We start from the raw sequence: 18,232 nt of genomic DNA, 5'->3' as shown, positions 1-18,232 counted from the left end.
CGGTGCTCCCGCCCGCTCAGCCCTCCGGATCGTGGTCGTCGACCGCGCCGTCGCCCCGGTGCAGAGCGGCGTGCCGCTCCCACTCGGTGAGCAGGTGCTCGATCGCCTCGTGGAAGCGCCGCGTGGCCGCTCCGGGCGACGTGTCGCCGAAGTAGCGGTGCACCCAGCGCTCCAGCCGCTCGACCGACTCCGGATCGTGCTCGGCGCTGTCGATCCGCGCGATGATCGCGGAGGCGTCCTCGGCGTGCAGCCACTCCGCGTCGCCGAGGTAGCCGCTCTCGTCGACCTCGGCCTCGGCGCTGACGGGCCGGGTGACCAGCAGCGGGCGCCCCGTGGCCAGCCGATCGTAGACCATCGCCGACACGTCGAGGATCGCGAGGTCGGCGGCGGCGAGCTGCCAGCCGAGCTCGGCACCGGTGTCGTGCACGTGACCGGCGCGCGGATCGGCCGCGTTGGCGGCGGCGATCATCGCGACGATCGCCCGGTCGGCCGCGGCGTAGTCGGAGTCGACCGCGCCGCTGCGGGGATGCGGGCGGTAGACGAGCCGGAACCGCGGGTCGGCCAGGAGCCCGCGCACGAGGGCCGTGCCGTGGCTCCGGATCGAGCCGTAGCCCGCGGCGGGGCGGTCGCCCTCCCAGGTCGGCGCGTAGAGCACCACGCGGCGCTCGTCGGGCGTGAACGGCACGGCGCCGGCGAAGTGGTCCGCCTGAGGACGGCCGATGGCGAGGGCGCGCCTGTCGAAGTCGTAGTCCCAGAGCACGCGGCGCAGCCGGGCGAGGGCGGCGTCCCCGGCGATCATGCTGTAGTCGTACGCCTTGAACTGGTTCGTCGTCATGTACATCTTGTCGCTCTCGCCGTGATTGACGAAGACGTGCCAGCGGCGCCCGTAGCGCATCATCTGGAAGTTGCGGGCGTTCTGGTTGACGTAGAGCACGATCCGCAGCGGCTGGCTCGCGATGGTGCTCTCGAGGTCGGCGACGGAGCGGACGTAGGCGACGGGGACCGGGCTCTCGCGCAGCAGCACCTCCGCGGCGCCGGCGTTGCGGCTGAGCAGCACGACCGGGTGCGTCTCCGCCAGCTCGGCCAGCGGCCGGTACCACTGCCGCAGCTGGTACAGGTTGATGTCGCCGTCGGCGAAGTAGACTCCGATCTCGAACCGGCCCTCGGGCAGCGGCCCGCGCTCCGCGAGCAGCCGGGTCACCGCGTGGCGGGCCCGGCGAGCCGCGAGCAGCTCGCCGCCCACCTTGCGCGCGAGTCGCGCGTCGGTGCGGAGGCGGGCGATCAGGGCACGGGGAGCGGGAGTCATCCGCCCCAGGGTACCGGCGACGGCCCCCGCGCCGGGGGCGTCGCGCGGGCCGATCAGGCCGGGGTCACCCTCAGCCAGACGAACTGCAGCGGAGCGAGACGGAAGCCCTCGCGCAGGTCGACCGCGATCTCGGTGACCAGGTCGACCGCCTCCGCGGCGAACCCGCCGAACCGCTCGGCCGCGACCTCCTGGACCTCGTCCGACACGTTCGCGAGCACGAGCACCGACTCCCCGTCGCCGGGGCGCTGGTAGCCGAGCACGTGGTCGTTGACCGGGTCGAAGACGCTCAGCTCGGTGCCCGCGAACATCGGCACGGCCTTGCGCACGGCGATGAGGTGCAGCAGCCCGCCGAAGACCTCGCTCGCGGCCGTCCCCGGGACCTCGCGCTCGTCGTAGCGCTCCGCGGGGCGGCGGGGACGGTTCACCCAGCGCGAGTCGCCGGCCGTCGTCGGGTCGTCGAGGTAGCCGTGGTCGTTGAGCTGGCCGACCTCGTCGCCGAGGTAGAGCAGCGGCAGCCCCCCGGTGCTCAGGGCGATCGAGTGCGCGAGAAGCACACGGTCGATCCCGTACGGGTCACCCGCCTCCACTCCGGCGAGGGACGCGGTGGTGCCCGAGACGCGGCGGTCGCCGGTGCGCGGGTTCTCCTGGAACGGCACTCCGCGGGCGAACGTGCCGTCGAACCGGTCGGTGTAGAAGTCGTTGAGGAAGCGGCGGTGGCCGGCCGCGTCGATCCCGAGCTCGGCGGCGTCCTCGTCGGCGAAGGTCCAGCCGATGTCGTCGTGCCCGCGCACGTAGTTGACCCAGGCCGTGCCCTCGGGGAGGGCGTGCCGGCGCTCGAGGGCCTGCGAGAGGAGACGGACGTCGCGGGTGGCGAGCGCCTCCCAGGTGAGCGCCATCTGCAGCGGGTTGTACGAGAGCTGGCACTCCTCGACGTCGATGTACTCGATCACCTCGTCGGGGTGCACGATCGCCTCGGACTTGAACAGCAGCGCCGGAGCGGCCAGGCGGCAGACCTCGTTGAACGCGCGCAGCAGCAGGTGCGCCTGCGGCTGCGACTCGCAGGTGGTGCCGAGCTCCTTCCAGATGAACGCGACCGCGTCCATCCGCAGGGCGTCGACGCCCTGATTGGCGAGGAAGAGCATCTCTCCCGCCATCGCCCGGAACACCTCGGGGTTGGAGTAGTTGAGGTCCCACTGGTAGCGGTGGAACGTGGCCCAGACCCAGCGGCCGTCCTCCAGCTGCACGAAGGAGCCGGGATGGTCGTCCGGGAAGATCTCGCGCGTCGTGCGCTCGAAGGCGTCGGGCTGCTCCCGGTCCGGGTAGATCCAGTAGTAGTCCTCGAAGCGCTGCTCGCCGGCGAGCGCGCGCTGCGCCCACTCGTGCTCGTTCGAGGTGTGGTTGAAGACGAAGTCGACCACGAGTGCGATGCCCTGCTCGCGCAGCTCGGAGGCCAGCCCGCGGAGCTGCTCCATGTCGCCGAGGTCCGGCCGCACGCGCCGGTAGCTCGAGACCGCGTAGCCCCCGTCCGACTCGCCCTCGGGCGCATCGAAGAGCGGCATCAGGTGCAGGTAGTTCAGGCCGATCTCGCGGAGGTACGGGATCTCGGCGCGCAGCCCCTCGAGGTCGCCCGCGTAGCGGTCGACGTAGCAGACCCCGCCCAGAGCCTTGTTCGAGAGGAACCAGGTCGGGTGCTGCTCGCGGGCGCGGTCGAGCGCGCGGAGCTCCTCGGGCCGCTCCTCCCAGGAGGCGGCGGCGAGCTCGACGATCGCGACCAGCTGGTCCTCGAGGTCCTCGCGGCCGGCGTACACCGTGGCGAGCAGATCGACCAGGCGCGGGAGGTGCTCGTCGAGGCGGCCGGAGAACTCGTCGTCGACGGCGCCGAGGCGCTCGCGGACCGCCGTGAGGAGGTCCGGTCCGGCAGGGGTCGTCTCCGCCTCGGCGCGCTCGGGCGGGGAGAGCTGGGTCGAATCGAACACCGTCGTCCTTTCGGGGGCCCCGGCGGGGGCGGATTCCCCGATGCTAGACGATCGGCGGACGCCCGGCGAACGCCATCCGGAGCACCGTGCGGGCCGAGAGGACGCGCCGGCCGCCCGGATCCGAGCGCCATCCCTCCCGCCAGCCGGCGAACCAGGCGCGCAGGGCGGCCGGGTCGCGACGCCAGCGGACGCACTGGATCGCGGTCCAGGACGCCACGTAGACGAGCGCCAGAGGTGCGGCGAGGTTGCGGCGGGCGAGCCAGACGCGGTTGCGCGCGTTCAGCCGGTAGTAGTCGGCGTGACGGGTCGGCTGGATGACCGGGTGCTGGGCGACGAGCTCTCCCGCGTACCAGGCGGTGCGACCCGTGTCCCAGACCCGCCAGGCCAGCTCGATGCCCTCGTGGGCGTAGAAGAACGGAGCCGCCCAGCCGCCCGTCCGGGCGAACACGTCGCGCCGCAGCACGACCGCTCCCTCCCAGACCGAGAAGACGGGGCCGGAGCGGCGGGGGTCGCCCTTGAGGATCCGCGGGATCCAGCGCCTTGGGCTCGGCGTGCCGTCCGTGCTGTCGACGCGGGGCTGCACCAGGCCGATGCGACGGTTCGAGGCGAGCAGCGCGACCGCGTCGACGAGGAAGCGGGGGGACGGGATCCGGGCGTCGTCGTCGAGGAAGAAGAGGTACTCCCCCGCGACGGCGTCGACTCCGGCGTTCCGGCCCGCCGGGATGCCGAGGTTCTCGGGGAGCGCCAGGGCGCGCACTCCCTCGGGCAGGCCGTCGGGCTCCCAGCCGTTGCCGACGCAGACGACGTCCAGCTCGACGCCCTCCTGCGCGAGGACGCCGGCCAGCCCCGCGGCGAGGTCGTCGGGCCGAGTCCCCTGCGTCAGGACGACGACGCCGACCCGCGGCTCAGGAGCGGACACGCTTGGACGCCATGATCGCGACGAAGTGGCCGACCAGGGCGAGGAGGGCGAGCGGCAGCAGCGCCCCGACGAGGACCCGGTCGGCCGTGCCCGCTCCGACGACGAGGCCCACGAGGGCGGTCGCGAAGGCCAGCATCGTCAGCTCGACGGAGTGGTAGAGGCGGTGGAAGGGCAGGAAGCGGGCGGCGCGGCGAAGCCCCGCCAGCCCGGACGAGGACGGCACCGCCTCGCCCTTCGTGTCGGCCAGCTTCGTGAGACCGGCGTTCGCGCGCGCCACGTGCACCATGTCGTTGAGCGCCTTGTTGAGGACGATCACCAGGGCCAGGGCGAAGCCGATCGTGGTCCAGAGGAAGTCCGCCAGTGCCTCGAACGGGACGCCCGCCGCTCGCAGCCCGAGCGCGATCGGGATCAGCGCCTCGGTCGTGTAGTGCCCGACCTTGTCGAGGAACACGCCCGCCGGCGAGGACGTGCGGCGCCAGCGCGCGACCTCGCCGTCGCAGCAGTCCACCAGCATCTGCAGCTGGCCGAGGAGCAGCGCCAGCGCCGCTCCGGCGATCCCCGGGATCAGGAGGGCTGCCGCCGCGCTCCAGCCGACCAGGATCATCAGCCCGGTGACGCCGTTCGCCGAGATCGAGGTCTTCAGCAGCAGCCAGGTCAGGTAGGGCGAGAAGCGGCGCAGGTAGAGCGACGCCGTCCAGTGCTCGGCGTTGCGGCGGCCGCGCACCTCCGGGGGCTGCGCGACGGCGCGCAGCTCGGCGATGGAGCGGGGTCTCGTCGTCGTGGTCATGCGCCCCTCGGCGAGTCGGACCGCGGCTGGTGGCGGTGGGCGGAGATGTTGCTGGTCAGCCCGGCGAAGCCGAGCACGAAGCCGGTCCCCCAGGCCACGTGGACCGCCGGGATGACCACGGCGAACCACAGCATCGCACGCGCGCCGTCCGGCCGCGCGACCACGAGAGTGGCCGCCGCCACCAGGAGGAGGTAGGCGGCGGGCACCGCGAACCCGAGCAGGAGCCAGGGCGCAGCTCCGGCGAGCACCTGGACGACTCCCGCCAGCCCGACGAGCAGCCCGATCGCGAGCATCGCGACGAGCACGGGCGGAGCGAAGTAGCGCAGCGACCGCGAGGCCGGGAACATCCGGGTGAGCTCGCCCCGCCACATCCCGGTCGAGAGGAACTGCCGGAGCAGCGCGCGCATCGAGGGCCGCGGCCGGTAGGTGACGGTGAGGCGCGGAGTGAACCAGACGACCTCGCCGCGCTCGCGCAGCCGCCGGTTCAGCTCCCAGTCCTGCCCGCGCTTGAAGCGCTCGTCGAACAGGCCGGCGCGCTCGAGGGCGGAGCGGCGGAAGACGCCGAGGTACACCGTGTCGGCCGGGCCCTCCTCGCCTCCCACGTGGTGGGGTGTGCCGCCCAGCCCGATGCGGGAGCCGTAGGCCCGGGCGACCGCGCGCTGGAACGGGGTGAGGCCCTCCGCCGCCATCACTCCGCCGACGTTCGCCGCTCCGGAGCGCTGCAGCGCCTCGACCGCCGTGCGCGCGTACTCGGGCGGCAGGACGGAGTGCGCGTCGACCCGGACGACGACCGGGTGGCGCGAGGCGCGGATCGCGGCGTTGAGGCCCGCAGGAGTGGAGCCGACCTCGTTCGGCACGACCCGGATCCGCGGATCGGCCGCGCTCAGCTCGGCGACGAGCTCCTCCGTGCCGTCGATGCTCGGGGCGACGGCGAGGACGACGTCGAAGGGGCCGGTGTAGTCCTGGTGCAGCAGCGAGTCGACCGCGGCGCGCACGTGGGCGACCTCGTTGAGGACGGGCATGACGTAGGAGACGCCGGGCAGGTCGGAGAGGTCGTCTTCCGGGATCTCGTGCTGCATGGGTCCAGTTCGTGCGGGAGGAGCGCGGGCGCAGGGATCCACCACCCTACCAGCGGGGAGCACCGCGCCCCGGGCCGGGCCCGGACGCGGAAAAGCCCCCCGGGGACGGATCCTCGAGGGGCTGTGCGCGGCGGCGGAGCACAGCCCCCCGGGGACGGATCCTCGAGGGGCTGTGCGCGGCGGCGGAGGGTCAGCCGGCGGCCATCTGGCCGAGCGTCGCCTTCGCCTGGTAGCTCTGGCCGTTGCGGACGTAGGTCAGCTCGACCGCGGCGTTCGCGGCCTGCGCGCGGACCTGCGCGGTGAGGTCGGACGCGCTCGTGATCGGAGTGCTGTCGATCGCGGTGATGATGTCGCCCTTGGCGAGACCGGCCGCCTGCGCGGCACCGCCTCCGGAGACCTCCTCGATGCGGGCGCCGAGGACGTCCGCGGTCGAGTCGGAGACGCTCGCGCCGAGCAGGCCGTGCGAGGCGGAGCCGTTCGCGATGATCTCCTTCGCGATGCGCTCGGCGATCGCGCTGGGGATCGCGAATCCGACTCCGATGTTGCCGGACTGGCCGCTCGAGGAGGACTGGCCGGCGCTCGCGATCGCGACGTTCACGCCGATCAGCTCGCCGTCGCTGTCGAGCAGCGCGCCGCCGGAGTTGCCCGGGTTGATCGCCGCGTCGGTCTGGATGACGGGCAGCGAGATGGTGCTCTTCGCCTGGGTCGGCGCCTGCTGGCCCGGGATGTCGAAGTTGAACGGGCTCTCGGTGCCGCCGCTCGAGCTGTCGCCCGAGTCGTCCGGAGCCGCCGAGGAGGCGACCTGGATGCTGCGGTTGAGCGCGCTGACGATGCCGTCGGTCACGGTTCCGGAGAGGCCGAGCGGGGCGCCGATGGCGACCGCCGTGTCGCCGACGTTGATCTTGGTGGAGTCCGCGAACGTCATCGGGCTGAGGTCGGTCGCGCCGGTCAGCTTGATGACGGCGAGGTCGAGGGTCGGGTCGGTGCCGACGACGGTCGCGTCGAAGATCCGGCCGTCGCTGGTCGTGACCGAGACGGCGCCGTTCGCGATCTCGCCGTCGAGGGTGACCACGTGGGTGTTGGTCAGGACGTAGCCGTCCTTCGAGAGCACGATGCCGGAGCCGGTGCCGGCGGACGAGCTGCCGCTCACCGCGATGGTGACGACGCTCGGAGTGGCCTTGGCGGCGACCGCGGTGGCGGTCGTCGCGTCCTCGGCGTTGTTGACCGTGATCGTCTGCGAGCCGCCGGCGGAGACCACGCGGGTCCCGCCGCCGTTGGAGGCGGACCAGAGGCCGAACACGCCGGCTCCCGCGACTCCGCCCACGACCGCGCCGATGGCGAGCGCCGCGACGACGCCCACTCCGGCTCGGCGCTTCGTGGCGGTGGGGGCGGGGGTGTACTCGGCGCCCGGGCCGAAGGGGCTCGAGGAGGGCGGCTCCTCGGAGCCGTGCAGGGTGTTCGCGGCGGGCGGCGCGTACTGCCCGTAGCGGGCGGGCTGGGAGACGGGCTGCGCCTCGTTGCCGGCCGTCGCGTTCGGCGTGTACGGCGGCTGGGGGGCCGAGGAGGAGGGGTAGGGGACGGTCGGGTTCTCGCTCTCGCGGTGCGCTCCGCCCCGGTGGATCGGCTCGGTGGGCCCGGTGGTCGAGGACGACGCTCCGGAGCTCTCGCCGGGGGTGCGCTCGGTCGCCTCTCGGGCGCCGGACTCCGTCGGCGTGGTGGGTTCCTCCGGCTGACGAGGACCCTCGTGACTCTCGGTCATGGGTGCTGCTCCTTCCAAGCGGGGATAGCTTGGCGATCGTACCTGGGGGTTTCTTATGACGGGCCTGCGAGCGGGAAATGAAACCGGCCGGACTGCTCGAGCGGGCACACTGGGCACGTGAGCATTCCCGGATCCTGGTCCCGCGCCGCGGCGGGCGCCGGCCTCCTCGGCCCCGGTGGCGAGGTCGCCGCCACCGTCTTCAGCGAGATGAGCGCGCTCGCCCTGCGCACCGGAGCGGTGAACCTCGGCCAGGGCTTCCCGGACGAGGACGGCCCGCGCGAGATCCTCGACACCGCGCGCGACGCCATCGCGTCCGGGCTCAACCAGTACCCGCCGGGTCCCGGCTTCCCCGTCCTGCGCGAGGCGATCGCCGCGCACCGGCTGCGCTTCTCCGGGATCTCCCTCGACCCCGACGGCGAGGTCCTCGTCACCACGGGCGCCACCGAGGCCCTGGCCGCGGCTCTGCTGGCCCTGCTCGAGCCGGGCGACGAGGTCGTCACCTTCACTCCCCACTACGACGCCTACGGAGCCCTGATCGCCCTCGCCGGAGGGGTCCATCGCACCGTGCTCCTGCGCGGCCCCTCCTTCGCGGTCGACCACGACGAGCTGACCGCCGCAGTGAGCGACCGCACGCGCGTCATCCTGGTGAACGACCCGCACAACCCGACCGGTGCCGTCCTCCCGGCCGAGACCCGCAAGCTGATCGTGCGGCTCGCCGAGCGGCACGACGCCGTGATCCTGACGGACGAGGTCTACGAGCACCTGCGCTTCGACACCCCGCACGTCCCGCTGGCCTCCCTTCCCGGAGCCTTCGAGCGGACGCTGTCCGTCTCCTCGGCGGGCAAGACCTTCAGCACCACGGGCTGGAAGATCGGCTGGGTGACGGGCCCGCGCGAGCTGATCACGGCCGTCCTCGCCGTGAAGCAGTTCCTCACCTACGTCAGCGGCTCGCCGTTCCAGGGGGCCGTCGCCCTCGGGCTCGGGCTCCCGGACGCCTTCTTCACCGGCGCGGCGCAGACTCTTGCGGCCAAGAAGGACCTGCTGTCGGCGGGCCTGGCTGCTGCGGGCTTCGGCGTCGCGCCCTCCTCGGGCGGCTACTTCGTCGTCGCGGACGCGGCACCGCTCGGCTACGACGACGGGGTCGCGCTCTGCCGGGCGCTCCCGGATCTCGCGGGAGTGGTGGCGGTGCCCGTGTCGGCGTTCTGCCGCCCCGAGGACGCCGCTCCCTACCGCTCGCTCGTCCGCTTCGCCTTCTGCAAGCGGTTCGAGGTGCTGGAGACCGCGGTCGCGGGCCTCGCCCGCATGGCGCGCTGAGGAGCCGGCCTCAACGGATGCGGTCGGATGCCCGGCGCCGTCGGGCCGGGGGCGGCGGTCAGAGCGGCAGCACCCGGAAGCGCCGCAGCGCCAGAGCGGGGTTCTTCGCGCGCGCCGCGTCGATCCGCTCGCGCGAGACCCAGGCGACGGCGACATCCTCGACCTCGCCGAGGGTGACGGTCTCGACGCCCATCGGATCGACGATCATGCTCGTGCCGACCCCGATCGGCGGGGTCTGGTCGGCTGCGACGAGGTACACCGTGTTCTCGAGCGCGCGGGCGGTGACCAGCGTCCGCCAGTGCGCCTCCTTGAGCGGGCCGCGCACCCACTCGGCCGGTGCCGCGATGACGTCGACCCCGGCGTCGACCAGCCAGCGGCTGACCTCCGGGAAGCGCAGGTCGTAGCAGGTCTGCAGCCCGACGACGAGGCCGCCGACCTCGAACGTCTCGGGTGCGGCGATCTCCCCCGCGGCGACCCACTCCGACTCGGTCTGGCCGAAGGCGTCGTACAGGTGCAGCTTGCGGTAGCGGGCCACGAGCGCGCCCTCGGGGTCGAGCGCGACGAGCGTGTTCGCGATGCGGCGCCCGTCCACCGCCTCGACCATGCCCGCCACGAGGTGGATCCGGAGCTCGCGCGCGAGCGCCGCGAGAGCCGTGACGAACGGGCCGTCGAGCGCCTCGCCCGCCGCGACCAGCTCGGGCCCGAGCGGATCGGTGAAGGCGGAGCTGTACTCCGGCAGCACCACCAGGCTCGCGCCGCGCTCGGCGGCGATCCGGGCCAGGCGCTCGATCGTCGCGATGTTCGCCTCCCGGTCCGTCGAGGGGGCGAACTGCGCCACGGCCATGCCGACGGCGCCGGTCATCAGCTCGGCGGGTAGAGGAAGAGGGCGACCTGGGAGGCCGGGATGGTGCGCTTGTGGTACGCGTGGTCGTTGCCCCAGTTGTACTCCTCGAGCGAGACCGTGCCGTCGGAGTTGACGGCCTGCACGTACGCGACGTGGTTGCCGGTGAACCAGGCGACCGCGCCGGGGACGGGCGTGCTGCTGGTCACCCAGCCGTGGGAGGCCCACTGGCCGGCCCACGCGTAGGCGCTGCCTCCGCCCGGGGTCATGTTGCCCCAGGTCCACTTGAAGGGTGCGCTCGTCGAGCCCTGGTCGCGGTTGATCCGCCAGGCGACGAAGTCGACGCACTCGCGGTAGTAGTACCGCAGCGGCGAGAGGCCGCCGCCCTGGTCGTCGGTGAGCTGGTCGCGCCAGGGGTAGTCGTCGCCCTCCTCGCGGGGCGTGACCGAGGTGCTGGTGCGGCCGCTGCCCGCGGCGGCGCCGTCCGCGCCGGTCGTGCCTGCCGCGGCCTGCGCCTCCTGGGCGAGGCGGGCGGTCTCGGCGTCGCGGGCGGCCTGCTCGGCGGCGGCGAGCGCGCGCGCCTGGGCGGCCGCCTCGTCGAGCTGGGCCTGGGTCGGTGCGGTGAAGGAGTCGCGGATGACCTGCTCCTGGACCGCGGTCGGCGCGACGGTGAGCTTCTGGTTGCCGAGCGCCTGCACGCGGGCGGCGGCCTCGACGGCGGCCTGCGAATCGGGTGCCGGGTCGAAGGAGTAGGCGGGGAGCGCGGAGACCGCCACAAGGCCCGCGATGGCGGCGAGGGCGACCGTGCTGACGGTCGCGCGGAAGACACGGCCCCGGCGGCGGCGCACGGGGCGGACGGGCGTGAGGACCGGAGTGGCGACGCGTGCCGCGGGCAGCGCGTGCGGCGCCTGCCGCGGGCTCCGCCGGGTCGGGCGGTCGCCGAGCCCCTCGTTCGAGCCGTCGTCCCCGCGTTCGTCCCTCACAGCAGCACCCCTCGCATCGGGGTCGAGCCTAACGTGCGGGCCGGTCCGGCACACGCGTCGGCGCGGAGCGTCGGGAGGCCGGTCCGCGGATGCGGGTCGCGCGAGCCCGGCACGAAGTCGGCGGCGGCGCCGGGCGGATCCGACGGTGACGCGGACGGGCGACCGGAGTGGCGTCCGGAGCGGAGCGGGCGCGACGGTGCGGCCGCGGGACGGAGGACGGCGATGATCCGGAGCGAGAGGGCGTTCAGCGGCTTCAGCGTGGACGACGTGGAGGCGGCGCGGGCCTTCTACGGCGGAGTGCTCGGGCTCGAGGTCGAGCTGAACGCGATGGGGATCCTCGACATCCGGCTGCCGGGCGGAGGCCGCGCGATCGCGTACCCGAAGCCGGACCACGAGCCGGCGTCGTTCACGATCCTGAACTTCTCGGTGGATGACGTCGACGTGGCGGTCGCCGAGCTGCACGCGGCAGGCGTCACCACGGCGATCTACGACGACCTGTCGCTGCCGACCGATGCGGACGGAGTGATGCGCGGCCACGGGCCGACGATCTGCTGGTTCCGCGATCCGGCGGGCAACGTGCTGAGCGTGATCGAGGGCGACTGAGGTCTCCGCCCGCCCACTGTCAGCCGCGGGCAGCACGTCCGCGACCCGTGTTAACGACGAAAGCCGGCCCTTCTCAGGACCGGCTTTCGCTTTCTTGTTGCGGGGGCAGGATTTGAACCTACGACCTCTGGGTTATGAGCCCAGCGAGCTACCGAACTGCTCCACCCCGCGGCACAAGAAGAGACATTACACGCGTTCCGGCGCCGGTGCAAATCGACGCGGCGGTGGGAGCGGGCTCCGGTCTCAGGCGGGCTTGGCGGCGCGCAGCACGGCGCTCCCGTCCACGCTCAGCCCGACCGCCGTCAGGGCGGCTGCGAGCTCGGACGAGGTTCGCGACCAGGTGCGGACGTCGGCGTCGACGAGAGCGGACGACGACGGGGCGACGAGCACCGCGCCGCCGGGGGCGACGAACCACTCCACCAGCCGCGCCCACTCCTCCAGGTCGGGGAGCCACGAGACGACGCCGGCGCTGCAGAGCACGACGTCGAACGAGTCGGGCTCCGGCAGCATGTGCCGCAGCTCGTAGAGGTTCGCGCAGACGAAGCGGGCGGAGCCGGCGAGGTCCCTGTCCGCGGCGGCGGCGCGTGCTCGGCGCACCGCGGGCATCGAGAAGTCGACGCCCACCACGCGGGCGCCGCGCTCGGCGAGCTCGAGCGCGTCGAGCCCGTCGCCCGAGCCGAGCTGGAGGATCCTCGGACCGGGGTCGAGGAGCGCCGCGGTGACGAGCTCCGGGTGGAGCGCACCCTCGCCGGTGCGCTCCTCCCAATACGTGCGGTTCAGCTCGAGCCACTCCCCCGAGCGGAGGTGCTCGCCGCGGTCGACCTGCACCATGCGGGCTACTGGCCGCCCTCGGCCTGCAGCGCCCGCGAGAGCGCCTCGGTCAGCTGCTCGTCCGCCGCCGCGAAGGCGGTGAGGTCGCCCGCCTTGAGGGCGTTCTCGCGAGCCGTGAGGGCGTCCCGCGCGTCGTTCAGCGCCTGCTGCAGCGCCGTCTGGTCGCCCGTGGCCGGCGTGGAGCCGGTGCCGCCGGTCGTGCCGCCCGCGTCGCCTCCGGTGTCGCCGCCCGAGGTGCCGGTGCCGGCGTCCGGAGTCGTCGGCGTGCCGGTGTCGCCCGCGTCGGCTCCCGAGTCGCCGCCGAAGAGGCTGTCGAGGGCCGCGTCGAGGGTGTCCTCGAAGGCGATGTCGTCACCGAACGCGACCAGCACCTTCTGCAGGAGCGGGAAGCTCGTGTCTCCGTTGGAGCGCACGTAGATCGGCTGGACGTAGAGCAGGCCGCCGCCGACCGGCAGCGTGAGCAGGTTGCCCCTCGTGACGGTGGTGTCGCCGCGGGAGAGGATGTTCAGCTCGTTCGCGACCGTCGGGTCGGTGGTGAACGCGTTCTGCACCTGGCCGGGGCCGGGCACCGTGTCGTCCTTCGGCAGCTCGAGCAGGCGGAGCGTGCCGTAGCCGTCGGCCACGGAGCCCGCCGTCGAGCCGGCGTCGGAGTCGGCCACGAGGTAGCCGGTCAGCACGTTGCGGCTGGCCTGCGCGCCCTGGACGCTCGCCGGGATGTACGTCGAGTAGAGCGAGTACGACGGCACGTCCTGATCCGGCGTCTGCAGCGTCAGGTAGTACGGAGGCTGCAGGCTGGTGCCGGTCGCGGCGGCCGTGGTCGCGGCTCCGCTCGTCGGGTCGTTCGGCGTCGCCCAGGCGTCCTCGCGGGAGTAGAAGGAGCCCGCGTCGGTGACGTGGTAGGTGCCGAGGACCGCGCGCTGGACCTTGAAGAGGTCCTCCGGGTACCGGACGTGGCTGAGCAGCTCGCCCGACATGTCGCTCACGGGCTTCACCGTGGTCGGGAAGATCTTCTGCCAGGTCTGCAGGATCGGGTCCTCGGTGTCCCACGCGTAGAGCGTGACGCTGCCGTCGTACGCGTCGACGGTCGCCTTCACCGAGTTGCGGATGTAGTTGACGTCGTCGGTCGGGAACTGCTGCTGCGTGTTCGTGTCGGCGATCGCCTGCGAGAGGCTCTGCACCTCCGAGTACGGGTAGTCGGCCGAGGTGGTGTACCCGTCGACGACCCACTTCACGCGGCCGTCGACGACGGTCGGGTAGGCGTCGGAGTCGAGCTTGAGGTACGGCGCGACCTTCTGGACGCGCTGCACGGGATCGCGGTCGTAGAGGATCTGCGAGTCGTCGTTCACGCCGTCCGAGAGGAAGATCTGCTCGGACTGGAACTTGATCGCGTAGACGAGCTTCTTGAAGACGTTGTCGAGAGCGGGGCCGCCCTCGCCGTCGAAGGTCGTGTAGGTCTGCTGCGCGCCGTCGGTGCCCGAGGGGTAGTCGAGCTCGATGTCGCGCGAGTCGTTGCCGCCCACGATCGAGTACGGCGGGGAGTTCTCGCCGAAGTAGATCCGCGGCTCGTAGTCGCCGAGGTCGCCCGTCGTCGGGACGCCGGACTCGATGAACACCGGCTCGCCGTCGGCCGATCGCTGGTTGCCGTACGCGGCGACCAGGCCGTAGCCGTGGGTGTAGACCAGCGTCTGGTTGTACCAGGTCTGGTTGGTGCCGAGGCCGTTGAGGTTCAGCTCGCGGACGCCGACCACGGCGTCCTGCGTCGATCCGTCGATGGAGTAGCGGTCGACGTCGAGCGCGTTCTGCGTGTCGCCGAACTTGTAGTACTGGCGGAACTGCTGCAGCTGCGAGAACGCGTCGGTGACGACGGCGGGGTCGAGGATGCGGATGTTCGCGGTGGTCTCGGCGTCCGAGCGCAGGGCGCCCGGCTCCGCGTCGGTGGTCGCGTCGTAGGGGATGACGTCGACGTCGCTGACGCCGTAGGCCTGGCGCGTCATGTCGATGTTGTTCTGGATGAAGGGCTGCTCGAGCGTGCGCTCGTTGGGCTCGACCTGGAACTTCTGCACGATCCAGGGGTAGAGGGAGCCGACGAGCAGGCTCGACACGATCAGCAGCGCGGTGCCGATGACCGGGAAGCGCCAGCGGCCGATGAAGGCGGTGACGACGAAGAGGATCGCGACCAGCGCCGCGATGCCGGCCAGGATCTGCAGGCCCGGGATCGTCGCGTTGACGGTGGAGTAGGTGGCGCCGGTGATGCGGGGCCCCTGCTGCGCGAGCGTCGCGTACTGGTCGAGCCAGAGGCTGACCGCCTGCACGGCGAGGTAGAGGGCGGCGATGACCGCCAGCTGGATGCGCGAGGCCTTCGAGATGCGGATCTCGCGGCCGTTCACCCGGATCGCTCCGTAGAGGTAGCCGGTGGCGAGGGTCGCGAACGCCGAGATCAGCAGGACCGCCGACGCGAAGCCGACGATGCTCTGGTAGAAGGGCAGCTCGAAGAGGTAGAACGACGTGTCGAGGCCGAACTGCGGATCCGTGGTGCCCGAGGGCGTGCGGTTCCAGAAGGTGAGGCTCGTCTGCCAGCGGGTGGCGGAGGAGACGCCGGCGAAGAGGCCGAGCACCGCGGGGATCCCGAAGGTGGCCAGGCGCCGCAACGGCTCCACGACCTGCTGGTAGCGGTCGATCTGCGAGTTGAGCTTCGCGTAGACCGGCCGGAGGCGGTAAGCCAGCATCAGGCTGATGAACACCGGCACCGCCATGGCGACGAAGCCGATGACGAAGAGACCGCCCGCCGCCGCCCACTGCGTCGTGAGCACGGAGAGGAAGCCGAGCTGGTCGTACCAGAGGATGTCGGTGTACAGACCGGCGAAGACGAAGAACGCCACCACCAGGACGGCCACCACCACGACAGTGACGGCGAGGACGCTCCGTCTCTTCCGCGGCGGGGCTTCGGTTGCTGTGGAACTCACGTGAGGGCCTCTTGCTGTCGAGATGTGAGGGGAGGCCACCCATGCTATGCGACGGCTGTCCGGCTCACCTGGGCGTCGACCCGGGGTCGGCGGGCGGGATCAGTCGAGGGGAGCGGCGGTGCTGCAGTCCGGCAGCCCGGAGGTGTCGCCCGCGGCGATGCCCTTCAGTGCGGCGAGGGCGTCGTCGAGGGTCGAGACCGCGAGCACGTCGAGCCCGTCGGGGACGTGGCCGACGACCTCGTTGCAGTTGGTCGCGGGGGCGAGGAAGTACTCGGCTCCGGCGCCCTCCGCCCCGTAGAGCTTCTGGCGGATCCCGCCGATGGCGCCGACCTCGCCGGCCGCGTCGATCGTGCCGGTCCCGGCGACGCTCCGCCCGCCGTTGAGCTCGCCCTCGGTGAGCTTGTCGATGATCCCGAGGGCGAACATCATGCCCGCGCTCGGCCCGCCCACGTCGTCCAGCTGGATGTCGACCTCGAACGGGAAGTCGAAGGCCGCTCCGGGGAGGACGCCGATGACGGCGGCGCCGTTCGAGTCGCGCGGCGTGACCTCCACCTCCTGCCGGACGCCCTCGCGCTCGATGCTGACCTGCACCGGGGAGCCGGTGCCGAGGGTCTGCAGGGTCGCGCGCAGGGCGGTCGCGTCGGCGACCGGGGTGCCCGCGACCGCGAGGATCTCGTCCCCCGCCTCCAGGACGCCCTCGGCCGGGGAGCCCTCGGGCACCTGCACGACCGAGACGCGCTGCTCGACGGGGTAGCCGAGCTCGGTGAGCGCGGCGGCGATCGCCTCCTGCTGGGAGTCGGTCATCTCGGCCTGGTTCGCCTCGTCGCGCTCCTCGACCGTGGAGGAGGGAGGGAAGATCGCGTCGACCGGGACGACCGCCTTGGTCCTGTCGAACCAGGCGCTCGCGACCTCGACCCAGGTGGGCAGGCTCTGCGGGTTGCCGACGACCGACACGGTGAGCATGTCGAGCGTGCCGGCCGTGGGATAGGTGGTGCGGTCCGGGATCGAGATGAGGGGCACGTCCTTGCTGCTGCCCAGGGTGTCGAACACGGGGCCGGGCTGCTCGATCACGTAGGGGGCGGGCGCGACGCCCAGACCGACCACGACGGCGACACCCGAGAGGAGGACGACCGGTCCGACCCACGGGCGGCGCGGGGAGGAGGAGGGGCGCGGGTCGTCGGAGAACAGCGACACGGGGGCCTTTCTGGCAACGGGTGGAGCGGCTCCGCCGGGATGTTCGCGGCGGGCGGAAGCGGGCTGGGCCCGAGCGGTGCTCTGCACGCCGAGGCCCCGGGCGCTCGGGCTAACGTAGCTTGCACGACTGGGAGTCGCGCCGGAACCGGCGCCCTGTGCAGGGCCGCGGAGGCGGTGCGGCGACCGGATTCACGTGAGCGACGGAGGGCTGATCCCGATGGCCGATGGCGACAGTGCGGACCGAGCGGGCGGCGGCTCCGAGGACGAGTTCCGGGAGATGCTGCGGCAGTTCCTCTCGGGGAACGGCCCGGTCGACCCCTCGCAGCTCGCCGGAGCGGCGGGACTGCCGAACGACCCGGTGGCCCTGCAGAACCTGCTCTCGCAGCTGCAGAGCGCGATGCAGCAGAACGGCGACGGCGGCGTCAACTGGACGCTCTCGCTCGAGCAGGCGAAGCAGCTCGCGCGCGCCGAGTCCGCGCCGGTGTCCGACTCCGTGCGGGCTCCGATCGACGCGGCCTTCGGCGTCGCCGCGCTCTGGCTCGACGAGGTCGCGTACGTCTCCGAGCTGAGCCGCACGCCGCGCTCGATCAGCCGCCTCGAGTGGATCTCCCTGACGATGCCGGTCTGGACCCAGCTCGCCGAGCCGGTGGCGCTGAGCATCTCGGACGCGCTGACCCGCGTGCTCCGCGAGCAGGCCCCGGAGGAGATGCAGGCGATGATCGCCGGTGCCGAGGGCATGATGCGCGGGATCGGCGGCACCCTGTTCGCCCTGCAGCTGGGCCAGGTCGTCGGGCAGCTCGCCGCCGAGGTCGTCTCGGGCGGCGACATCGGCATCCCGCTGCTGGAGGAGAACGACGCGGCGATCCTGCCGCAGAACGTCGCCGCGTTCGGCGAGGGCCTCGACATCCCGCTGGACCAGGTGCAGCTGTACCTGGCGGTCCGCGAGCTCGCGCACGCCCGCCTCTTCCGGCACGGCAAGTGGCTCCGTCTCGCCCTCATCTCGCAGATCACCGACTTCGCGCGCGGGATCAGCATCGACACCACCCGCCTCGAGGAGCTGGCCGAGGGCTTCGACCCGTCGAACCCCGAGGAGCTCCGCGACGCGATGACCTCCGGCGCGCTCATCCCGCCGAAGACGGAGGAGCAGCTCGCCGCGCACGGCCGCCTCGAGACCGTCCTCGCCCTCATCGAGGGGTGGGTCGACGTCGTCACCGCGGCGGCGACCACCCGCCTGCCCAGCGCCGGGGCGATCGCCGAGACGGTCCGCCGCCGCCGCGCCTCCGGCGGCCCGGCCGAGTCCGCCTTCGCGACCCTCGTCGGCCTGGAGCTGCGCCCGCGCCGCCTCCGCGAGGCCGCCGCGATGTGGCAGGCCGTGACCGACGCCGTCGGGCCCGAGGCCCGCGACTCCCTCTGGTCGCACCCCGACCTGCTCCCCGGCTCGGAGGACCTGGACGACCCGAGCGCGCTCGTCGCCCGGCTCACGGCCGAGGCCCGCGGCGAGACCCCGGAGCCCGACGAGATGGACCGCGCGCTGGAGGACCTGCTGAACGGCACGATGCCGCGCGAGGGCGACGGCGCCTCCGGAGACGCCCCGGACACGACCGACGACGACGGGTCGCCGGACGACGACGACCGCGGCTCCTCCCCCACGGGCGACCGCCCCGTCTGACCCCCGTC

The 18,232-nt window shown here is 72.9% G+C and carries 14 protein-coding genes and 1 tRNA gene; 3 read left to right on the top strand and 12 right to left on the bottom strand.

From position 1 onward, the window contains the following. Positions 1–16: 16 nt before the first annotated feature. The 6 genes from C5C99_RS04425 to C5C99_RS04400 form a co-directional block, all read right to left on the bottom strand. Positions 17–1,306 carry a hypothetical protein gene (locus C5C99_RS04425; protein WP_244229610.1) on the bottom strand — a complete coding sequence of 430 codons (1,290 nt, stop codon included), beginning with the start codon at positions 1,304–1,306 and terminating at the stop codon, positions 17–19. A 53-nt stretch (positions 1,307–1,359) separates the two neighbouring features. Then, positions 1,360–3,282 carry an amylosucrase gene (locus C5C99_RS04420; RefSeq protein ID WP_104339659.1) on the bottom strand — a complete coding sequence of 641 codons (1,923 nt, stop codon included), beginning with the start codon at positions 3,280–3,282 and terminating at the stop codon, positions 1,360–1,362. Positions 3,283–3,325: 43 nt separating this feature from the next. Further along, positions 3,326–4,201, bottom strand: a complete 876-nt coding sequence (locus C5C99_RS04415) for a glycosyltransferase family 2 protein (RefSeq protein WP_104339658.1) — start codon at positions 4,199–4,201, stop codon at positions 3,326–3,328. Then, complete coding sequence (locus C5C99_RS04410; RefSeq protein ID WP_104339657.1) at positions 4,188–4,988, bottom strand: CDP-alcohol phosphatidyltransferase family protein; 801 nt, start codon at positions 4,986–4,988, stop codon at positions 4,188–4,190. Before C5C99_RS04410 ends, C5C99_RS04415 begins: the two co-directional genes overlap by 14 nt. Then, positions 4,985–6,067 (bottom strand): glycosyltransferase family 2 protein, encoded by a 1,083-nt coding sequence (locus C5C99_RS04405; RefSeq protein WP_181074536.1) that lies wholly within the window; start codon positions 6,065–6,067, stop codon positions 4,985–4,987. Before C5C99_RS04405 ends, C5C99_RS04410 begins: the two co-directional genes overlap by 4 nt. A 190-nt stretch (positions 6,068–6,257) precedes the next feature. Beyond that, on the bottom strand, positions 6,258–7,826 hold the full coding sequence (locus C5C99_RS04400) for a S1C family serine protease (protein ID WP_104272714.1): 1,569 nt from the start codon (positions 7,824–7,826) through the stop codon (positions 6,258–6,260). 117 nt (positions 7,827–7,943) lie between these two features. Between C5C99_RS04400 and C5C99_RS04395 the strand changes: the two genes are divergently transcribed. After that, positions 7,944–9,140 (top strand): aminotransferase class I/II-fold pyridoxal phosphate-dependent enzyme, encoded by a 1,197-nt coding sequence (locus C5C99_RS04395; protein WP_104339656.1) that lies wholly within the window; start codon positions 7,944–7,946, stop codon positions 9,138–9,140. Positions 9,141–9,198: 58 nt separating this feature from the next. Here the strand turns inward: C5C99_RS04395 and C5C99_RS04390 are convergent, their stop codons facing one another. Beyond that, on the bottom strand, positions 9,199–10,002 hold the full coding sequence (locus C5C99_RS04390) for a carbon-nitrogen hydrolase family protein (RefSeq protein WP_104339655.1): 804 nt from the start codon (positions 10,000–10,002) through the stop codon (positions 9,199–9,201). After that, entirely contained in the window at positions 10,002–10,964 is a 963-nt protein-coding gene (locus tag C5C99_RS04385) for a CHAP domain-containing protein (protein ID WP_146085464.1), read from the bottom strand. Before C5C99_RS04385 ends, C5C99_RS04390 begins: the two co-directional genes overlap by 1 nt. A gap of 222 nt (positions 10,965–11,186) precedes the next feature. Between C5C99_RS04385 and C5C99_RS04380 the strand changes: the two genes are divergently transcribed. Further along, positions 11,187–11,567: a VOC family protein gene (locus C5C99_RS04380; protein ID WP_104339653.1), complete on the top strand. Its 381-nt coding sequence runs from the start codon at positions 11,187–11,189 to the stop codon at positions 11,565–11,567. A gap of 97 nt (positions 11,568–11,664) precedes the next feature. Here C5C99_RS04380 and C5C99_RS04375 read toward each other — a convergent pair. The 4 genes from C5C99_RS04375 to C5C99_RS04360 form a co-directional block, all read right to left on the bottom strand. Beyond that, positions 11,665–11,738: transfer RNA gene (locus C5C99_RS04375), tRNA-Met, on the bottom strand. A gap of 72 nt (positions 11,739–11,810) precedes the next feature. After that, complete coding sequence (locus C5C99_RS04370; RefSeq protein ID WP_104339652.1) at positions 11,811–12,398, bottom strand: bifunctional 2-polyprenyl-6-hydroxyphenol methylase/3-demethylubiquinol 3-O-methyltransferase UbiG; 588 nt, start codon at positions 12,396–12,398, stop codon at positions 11,811–11,813. A 5-nt stretch (positions 12,399–12,403) separates the two neighbouring features. Beyond that, positions 12,404–15,361, bottom strand: a complete 2,958-nt coding sequence (locus C5C99_RS04365) for a UPF0182 family protein (protein ID WP_258063628.1) — start codon at positions 15,359–15,361, stop codon at positions 12,404–12,406. Positions 15,362–15,460: 99 nt separating this feature from the next. Then, positions 15,461–16,555 (bottom strand): PDZ domain-containing protein, encoded by a 1,095-nt coding sequence (locus C5C99_RS04360; protein ID WP_104233183.1) that lies wholly within the window; start codon positions 16,553–16,555, stop codon positions 15,461–15,463. A gap of 217 nt (positions 16,556–16,772) precedes the next feature. Between C5C99_RS04360 and C5C99_RS04355 the strand changes: the two genes are divergently transcribed. After that, positions 16,773–18,224, top strand: coding sequence for a zinc-dependent metalloprotease (locus tag C5C99_RS04355; protein WP_104247839.1), 1,452 nt, complete (start codon positions 16,773–16,775; stop codon positions 18,222–18,224). Positions 18,225–18,232 lie beyond the last annotated feature (8 nt).

This window comes from Rathayibacter sp. AY1C4 (assembly GCF_002932195.1).
Classification (GTDB): domain Bacteria; phylum Actinomycetota; class Actinomycetes; order Actinomycetales; family Microbacteriaceae; genus Rathayibacter.
Note: the sequence above shows the minus strand (reverse complement) of the source record. Positions and strands in the feature narration are given on the sequence as shown.